The organism is Methanoregula sp. (assembly GCF_002835825.1).
In the GTDB taxonomy this organism is placed as follows: domain Archaea; phylum Halobacteriota; class Methanomicrobia; order Methanomicrobiales; family Methanospirillaceae; genus Methanoregula.
This window is the reverse complement of record NZ_PIZH01000112.1, coordinates 1-6,069: the sequence shown is the minus strand read 5'-3', so window position 1 is coordinate 6,069 and position 6,069 is coordinate 1. Positions and strand designations below refer to the sequence as shown.

The 6,069-nt window shown below is 52.1% G+C and carries 6 protein-coding genes; 5 read left to right on the top strand and 1 reads right to left on the bottom strand.

The window, feature by feature from the left end:
* Positions 1 to 28: 28 nt before the first annotated feature.
* Positions 29 to 1,039 (bottom strand): nicotinate mononucleotide-dependent phosphoribosyltransferase CobT, encoded by a 1,011-nt coding sequence (gene cobT / locus CW742_RS05625; RefSeq protein ID WP_292417665.1) that lies wholly within the window; start codon positions 1,037 to 1,039, stop codon positions 29 to 31.
* 101 nt (positions 1,040 to 1,140) lie between these two features.
* Between cobT and CW742_RS05620 the strand changes: the two genes are divergently transcribed.
* The 5 genes from CW742_RS05620 to CW742_RS05600 form a co-directional block, all read left to right on the top strand.
* Positions 1,141 to 1,575 (top strand): phosphatidylglycerophosphatase A, encoded by a 435-nt coding sequence (locus CW742_RS05620; protein ID WP_292417661.1) that lies wholly within the window; start codon positions 1,141 to 1,143, stop codon positions 1,573 to 1,575.
* Positions 1,572 to 2,282 (top strand): adenosylcobinamide-GDP ribazoletransferase, encoded by a 711-nt coding sequence (gene cobS, locus CW742_RS05615; protein WP_292417658.1) that lies wholly within the window; start codon positions 1,572 to 1,574, stop codon positions 2,280 to 2,282. Before CW742_RS05620 ends, cobS begins: the two co-directional genes overlap by 4 nt.
* Positions 2,283 to 3,324: 1,042 nt before the next feature.
* A complete protein-coding gene (gene tuf, locus CW742_RS05610) occupies positions 3,325 to 4,602 on the top strand; it encodes a translation elongation factor EF-1 subunit alpha (protein WP_292417655.1) in 1,278 nt (425 codons plus the stop codon).
* Between the two features lie 16 nt (positions 4,603 to 4,618).
* Complete coding sequence (gene rpsJ, locus CW742_RS05605; RefSeq protein ID WP_015286469.1) at positions 4,619 to 4,927, top strand: 30S ribosomal protein S10; 309 nt, start codon at positions 4,619 to 4,621, stop codon at positions 4,925 to 4,927.
* Positions 4,928 to 5,035: 108 nt separating this feature from the next.
* On the top strand, positions 5,036 to 6,069 hold a 1,034-nt coding region (locus CW742_RS05600), incomplete at its 3' end, for a flippase activity-associated protein Agl23 (RefSeq protein WP_292417647.1).

Genomic DNA, 6,069 nt, shown 5'->3' with positions numbered 1-6,069 from the left:
TCTTTTTTCTTGAATCGTATAAGACTGCTCAGCTGCAGGCATGTGCTGCAGATAAAATTTTTTCCCGGATCTCCGCTTCAGGGTGTCCCATGAGATGGGCAAGATACATTGCCCCTCCATCGCCAAAGCCTTCCTTGACCTCCCCGATACAATATCGTGCCAGGCCTGGATGGCCAAGATCCCCAAACCCGGGATCGACATAATACATTGGGGAGCCGATCCGGTCAGCAAGATCCGTAACATTCGCAGTAGGATCATCGCGAACATAGGAAGTCGTGACAATGGCCGGAGGTTTTTGGCCGAGTGCCTTTGCCAGTGCCGCTACCGATAACATCTGGGTGCCACCTGCAAGGAGGAGGTTCCCCGTGTATGTTGTAAGTATTCCCGCTGCTACCGGCATCATGGGGTCCCCGGCATACCGTACAATATCAAGGGGATTCGTGATCTTATCGGAAGATAGCCGTGCGAGCGCTTTTGAACAGATCTCCTCTTTTATCGATACCGGATTTTTTACAAAACTGCTGCTTACAGAAGCATCGTATCCCAATGCCCGCAGAACACAGAGTGCCGTGGTTGTTCCCCCCGGCACACATTCTGCAACAACCAGGAAATCGCAGGTCCGGGAAAAGAATCTCCCCAATGATGCTCCGTGCCCAAAGAGCGCATGTACGTTGGGGACTGCATCGCGTGTTCGCGGATCCTCTCCCACCTGCCCGTACAGATCATAGCAGGGTACGGTCGGGGTATGCCGCAGACCTGCGTTGACAAAAAATGGCGGGAGTCCGCATAGGGAAAGCATTGCCCGGGTGATGGTAGACGGGGTTGGACAACCGGTCGGTGTATTGGGCTTGAAGGGATAGCTGGTCACATTCCCGGTTGCTATCAGTTCAGCATCAAGGATTGGAGTCAGGAGTGTTTTTTCGGGGCTGGGGCCGGCACCGGAAACTCCGGGTACCGTGGAGAGGAGCGTATTGGCAAGAATACCGCAAAAAAGCGGTTTTTTGAAGGAGGGGTAAACGTTTCCTGAGACAAACGCCATAACAATCAGAGTACCGGATTTCTTCCGTACAACATTGAATCTATCGCTTGCGGGATAATCCACAACGATATAATACCCCTGTCATCACAACACCTAATGACATGTTTGAGATCGAACAAAGGCTCCAGAAACTGGGCATCACCATCGATGACATGGTCTCTGCAGCAATGGGCCTGTACGTCTCCCACGGCATGCCTGATGACCAGGCTGCCTGGGAACTCAAGAAAAAAATAAAAAAATACCTTGACGATCCTAATGTTGCTTCCCTGCTTCTTGGTGCAATCCTTCTTGAGGACGAGCTGTACACAAAACGGAAAAATTCCGAGATCGCTGATGATCCCATTTTCCTGCTCAGCGATGAGATCCTCGGCATGGCAATTGCCGAATGTATTGGTGGCACGTATGCCCGTTTTGAGTTTACCCGTTACGATCAGAAAAAACCCGGTATCCTTGCACATCTCGGGCCGTTCCTTGACGATGCAATCGCCGGCCTGATTGCCGGGTGCACATCGCGGCTCTATTCCGAATCACTATGAAGACACTTCTTTCCCTGCTCCAGTTCACCACAATACTCCCTCTTGGAAAAGCGCAGGATCTCGAACATTTCGCCCGGCACTCCTATCTGTACCCGGTTGCCGGATATGTGATCGGTGCTCTGGTTGCCCTGCCGGTCTTTTTCATCACGAATGCAACGATTGCCGCGGCAGTTGCGATTGCGCTTCTCATCCTGATCACCGGAGCCCATCATTTCGATGGCCTGATGGATTTTGGCGACGGGCTGATGGCACACGGGGACAGGGAAAAACGGGTACGGGCACTGACCGACAGGAATGTGGGAGCCGGTGCGGTTGCACTCGCGATAATTACTACGCTCCTCCTCTTTGCCGGCCTGCAGGAATCCACTTCAATAATCTCCGCACTGATAATCGGCGAGGTCTGCGGAAAGTTCTCCATGGCGTTCCTGACCGCGTACGGTACACCATTCCATGAAGGCATGCAGAGTTATCTGCACGGGTTTTCCCGATCCTATTTCCCGGCAATTTCTTTCCTGCTCTGCCTGCCGCTCATCTTCCTCCCCATTGCTCCTGTAAAGATATTCGGAGCGTTTCTTCTGATGATCCTCTGCCCGGTACTGCTGCTCGCCGTATCCCAACGGCTGTTCGGGGGAGTGAATGGGGATGTTGTCGGTGCGTCCAATGAGATAACGCGGGCTCTCGTGATCGTCGGGATCGTGCTGCTCTGATACCTGTACGGTGGTCCTGAACGGTGCCCTTCATCCCCATTTCTCTCAGTGAGACCATGCTCTATCCCTCATGCCGCTGACTTTAGCGTTCCATTAGCGCACATTAGCGTGCTATATGTCGATGTTATTTATCCACTCCTCGAAAATCTCCAAGATATACACGTAATTTCACTTTGCTGAGCAAAAGTGCACCGGTTTTTGGAGGCTGAATGTAAAAGCGTGAAGCGCCAATCCCGCTGGGGCCCGGATTCCCCTGTTTGAGAGGAACCCGACATCATGAAAAACATCCCGATGAGCACAGAAGATGCCCTGAAAATCTTCAGGCAACCGGGGATCTGCAAACCCTGCGGAGACATACAAGAGATAGCCACGGTTACCGGCTTTCGTTCCTCATGTTTCACGCAGGTTTTCAGATAGTGTGATCCGTTTTATCCGTTACTGTGATCAGCGGACACTTTCTTTAAAAAAAAGGACAAATGATAGTCTTACGAAAAAAGATCACGACTGATAATGTCCCTGCAGCATTTTTTTAAAGACTCCTGATTTTTGATCAATACAACCGGGAAATTTGATTTCGGATCAATATAATCCCAGAAATCCCTCATTAGTATCATCATCGCATTCGATTCCTAAACCATCCCGGACAAGCGTATTGAACATCATCGCAGCGTTCATGAGATTGTCATCCGATGCAACTCCCCTGCGGACATCACTGAGTGCCTGCATCTGAGGTGTCGGGACAACACGATTCGCTGCCCTTACACCCTTACAGTGCTGACAATACGCGCATCGGCTGTACACGGAGACATCTCCATCGGCACAGGCTACAGTCACCCGGCTTTTTTTCTCATCACGCTGGAATGGCAATGACTTCATGAGAAGTGATCTTTTTCGATCTGATATGATGCTGCCGATGTAATTGTCACCATCGTAAAAAGCGCCCGATCAATCGAAATATTTTAAATAGTTGGGTCTCATATAAGTAATACTCGCATAACCAGACTGTAAGCGGACAGTCTCTATGTTTTGGAGGATCATATAAATGGCATCTGACAAACCTCACATGAATCTGGCCGTCATCGGCCACATCGACCACGGAAAGTCAACTACCGTCGGACGGATGATGTTCGAGACCGGCGCTGTACCGGCCCACATCATTGAAGGGTACCGTAAGGAGGCTGAATCCAAGGGTAAGGCAACCTTCGAATTTGCATGGGTTATGGACAACCTCAAGGAAGAGCGTGAGAGAGGTATCACCATCGATATCGCTCACAAGAGGTTCGACACCCCCAAGTTCTACTTCACCGTGGTAGACTGCCCCGGGCACAGGGACTTTGTCAAGAACATGATCACCGGTGCATCGCAGGCAGACGCAGCAGTGCTCGTTGTTGCAGCTCCCGACGGCCCGATGGAACAGACCAAGGAGCACGTCTTCCTTGCAAGGACCCTCGGTATCACCCAGATCATCATCGCCATCAATAAGATGGACATGGTTAAGTACGATGAGAAGCGGTTCAACGAAGTCAAGACCGAGATGTCCACCCTCATCAAGATGGTCGGGTACAAGCCTGAAGAGACCCAGTTCATCCCGATCAGTTCAATTCAGGGCGTCAATATCAAGGCCAACAGCCCCGAAACTCCCTGGTACAAGGGTCCGGCACTCGTCCCGGCACTCGACCTCTTCAAGGAGCCCGAGAAACCGACCGACAAGCCCATGCGCCTGCCCATCCAGGATGTCTACAGCATCAGCGGTATCGGCACCGTGCCCGTAGGCCGTGTTGAGACCGGTATCGTCAAGAAGGGAATGAAAGTTAACTTCATGCCCGCCAACAAGGTTGGTGAAATCAAGTCCATCGAGATGCACCACGAAGAAATCCCGCAGGCACTTCCCGGCGACAACGTTGGTTTCAACGTCCGTGGTATCGGCAAGGGCGACATCCGCCGCGGCGATGTCATGGGCCCTGCAGAAGCACCCCCGACCGTTGCAGATGAGTTCACTGCACAGATCGTCGTGCTCCAGCACCCGAGCGCACTGACCGTCGGTTACACCCCGGTCTTCCACTGCCACACCACCCAGACCGCCTGCACCTTCATGGAACTCCAGAAGAAACTCGACCCCCGCTCCGGACAGGTCAAGGAAGAGAACCCGACCTTCCTCAAGTCAGGAGATGCAGCTATTGTTGTCATCAAGCCGACAAAGCCGATGGTCATCGAGAATGTCAAGGAGCTCCCGCAGCTCGGCAGGTTTGCCGTCCGCGATATGGGTTCAACGATTGCAGCCGGCATGTGCATTGCCATCAAGGCAAAACAGATGCTCTAATTTTTTGGTGGGGATCATGCAGAAAGCCAGAATTCGCCTGACAGGAACCGACTTTCAGAAAGTAGAGATGGTCTGTGACAGGATAAGGGAGATTGCAGAACGCACAGGTGTTAATCTGGCCGGCCCGATACCGCTCCCGACCAAAAGACTGGTCGTACCAATCCGCAAGAGCCCTGATGGAGAAGGGACTGCAACATGGGACCGCTGGCAGCTGCGTGTCCATAAACGCCTTATTGATATCGATGCGGATGAGCGTGCTCTTCGCCAGCTGATGCGCATCCAGGTGCCAAAGGATATCGGCATTGAGATTGTCTTAGAGAGTTGAAGGTGCGGCGTGCAGCAGGCCGCTCTTTTTTCTCAAAGACTCAAAACTTTTTTTACCTTCGAGCGAATTTTTCTCATACTTCTTGTCATAGCATTTGCTCTCCGGTTCTTGCTGCTTGACCTCAAGCTCCTGCACCATGACGAGGCTATTCACTCATGGTTCTCCTACAAATTACTGACAGAGAGTACCTGGGCATATGACCCGAGTTATCACGGGCCGTTCCTCTATTATGTAACCGCCGGGAGGTTCTCGGCATTCGGCGCTTCCGACCTGGTGGCAAGGCTGCTCCCGTCATTGTTCGGCCTCCTGCTAATCCCGCTCGTTTACGCAATTTACCGGCTTGGATACATCAGTAAAAACCAGACATTGCTCGTCGCCCTGTTTATCGCCATATCTCCTGACATGGTCTATTTTTCACGGTTCCTCCGGCACGACATCTTCATGCTGTTCTTTACTTTCCTTCTCGTTGTTGCCCTGTTCTATTATTTCGAACGGAAACAATCCCGGTTTGCCATCATCGCCGCGATAGCAACAGCAGGTGCCCTCTGCTGCAAGGAGGAGATGCCGGTCATTCTGATCATTATCGGATCGTTTTTCCTCATCTCACTCTGGCAGAAACGTATCTCACTGCCGGCACCGTGGAAAAAGGACCTTATCATATGTATTCTTCTCGTGATCGCACTTTGCTGCACGCTCTATACGGGATTCGGGGGCCACCCGGACACAATCATCGGGAAGGATACTGTCATCAGCCCCACCGGATTCCATTTCGATATGAAAACCACGGGATGGTATAAGGCCGTAGAGCACTGGACTGACATGCACAACCAGCAGCGCCTTGGCGGGCCCTGGTTTTATTATATTCCCCTGAACCTGCTCTATGAACTGCCGATCTTCATCCTGGCACTCATCGGGACGGTCCAGATCCTCATTTCCGGCACAGCTCTCTCCTCTATATACCGGCGTGCGAAAAATGTCCTGCGGCTGCGCCGGTCCGCCCTGACCGTGGAGGACCTTGCCCTGGTGAGCAGCAGTCAGCTGAAAGCAGCACAGGCAACGACTCCTAAGTCCGATATGTTCTTCCGGTCCTGCGTATGGTGGATGGTCCTGACCATGGCATTCTATGCCTATGTCGGGGAGAA

What these genes read in the sequence shown, in the direction of transcription:
- tuf (WP_292417655.1), top strand. Translation starts at nt 3,325, where the DNA reads ATGGCATCTGACAAACCTCACATGAATCTGGCCGTCATCGGCCACATC.
- cobS (WP_292417658.1), top strand. Translation starts at nt 1,572, where the DNA reads ATGAAGACACTTCTTTCCCTGCTCCAGTTCACCACAATACTCCCTCTT.
- rpsJ (WP_015286469.1), top strand. Translation starts at nt 4,619, where the DNA reads ATGCAGAAAGCCAGAATTCGCCTGACAGGAACCGACTTTCAGAAAGTA.
- CW742_RS05620 (WP_292417661.1), top strand. Translation starts at nt 1,141, where the DNA reads ATGTTTGAGATCGAACAAAGGCTCCAGAAACTGGGCATCACCATCGAT.
- cobT (WP_292417665.1), bottom strand. Translation starts at nt 1,039, where the DNA reads ATGGCGTTTGTCTCAGGAAACGTTTACCCCTCCTTCAAAAAACCGCTT.